This window comes from Micromonospora sp. RP3T, assembly GCF_003027925.1.
In the GTDB taxonomy this organism is placed as follows: Bacteria; Actinomycetota; Actinomycetes; order Mycobacteriales; family Micromonosporaceae; genus Micromonospora.
Genome location: NZ_PYPS01000088.1, coordinates 1 through 1353, shown reverse-complemented (window position 1 = coordinate 1353; position 1353 = coordinate 1). Strand labels below are relative to the sequence as shown.

General features: G+C 77.9%; 1 protein-coding gene. It reads left to right on the top strand.

Annotation, left to right across the window (positions count from 1 at the left end; genetic code table 11):
- On the top strand, nucleotides 1-1353 hold a 1353-nt coding region (locus C8054_RS31525; protein ID WP_199199998.1), incomplete at both ends, for an ALF repeat-containing protein.

Genomic DNA, 1353 nt, shown 5'->3' with positions numbered 1-1353 from the left:
GCGGCGGCCCAGCGCAACGCCGCGGCGGCGACCCGCGCCGCGAACGCCGCCGAGCGGTTCGCGCTGAAGTCGGCGCAGGCCGCCCGGCAGGCGTACCAGGCGGCGTTGGACGCGGCGAAGCACGCGGAGGCAGCCGCGGTGGCCGCGGACGACGCCGCGGCGCACGCCGGCGAGGCCGCCACCGCGGCGGCTCGCGCGACGGCGGCCGCCACCGCCGCGACCACCGCCGCGAACACCGCGACCGAGGCGGCCAACCAGGCCGTGCAGGTGGAGGAGGACGCCCGCCTGGCGGACGCCGAACGCCTGGCCGACCAGACCGAGGAGGGCAAGGCGGACGCGGCCGAGGCGCGCGTCGCCGAGCAGGAGCGACTGGACCGGGCCGCGGCGGACGCCGCGGAGGAGGCGCGGCTGGACCAGCAGACCCGGCAGTGGCTGGCCGAGGCCAGTGCCCCCGGCGCCTCGTCGGAGGTCGTCCTTGCCAGCGGGCGTCGGGCCGCCGCGCGTCTGATGGCCACCGGCGGCGACTGGACCCGGGCGGCGGCGGGCGCGGCGCTCGCCGGCTCCGAGGCCGATCTCCGCAGCTTCCTCGCCACCGGGCGGGAGGCCGCCGCCGAGGAGGACGACCGGATGAAGGTCCGGCACATCGCCGCCACCGCCGACAAGCCGGCGCTCAAGACGGCGGCGGAGACGGCGCTGACCGGCTCGCACGACACCGTGGTCACCTTCCTGGAGACCCGGGAGTACCCGGGCAAGGACACCGACGACCGGATCAGGATCGGTCAGTTGATGACCGCCGGCGGCACCCAGATGAAGGCGGCGGGGCAGGCCGCGCTCGACGGCACCCCCGCCGACCGGCACGAGTTCCTGACCACCGGGCAGTACGCCGCGGCCGAGCTGGACGACCGGGTCCGGGTCGGCCAGATCATGACCGCCGGTGGTCCGGAGGTGAAGTCGATGGCCCAGATCGCGCTCACCGGCCCGCGGTCGTACCTGAAGGACTTCCTCACCGACGGGCAGTTCCGCGCGCAGCGTCGGGACGCCGAGGCGGCCACCCACATCGCCCGGGTCCGTGGTCTGGTCTCCGAGGCGCTGCGGTACGCCGCCGACGCCCGCCGGGACGCCGCGGAGGCGAACCGGGTGGCGGCGGTCGCCCGCAAGGCGGCCCAGGACGCGGCGCGCTACGCCGAGCAGGCCGCCACCGCGGCCAGCCAGGCCGCCGGTTACGCCGACGGACGCCTGCTGGCCGAGGCGGCCCGGGAGGGCGGCTTCGTCCAGCAGGACGGGGGCAGCCCGCCCTGGTACCGGCCGCACCCGCTGCTGGCCGACCTGCTCCGCGACGAGCTGGCCGGGCTG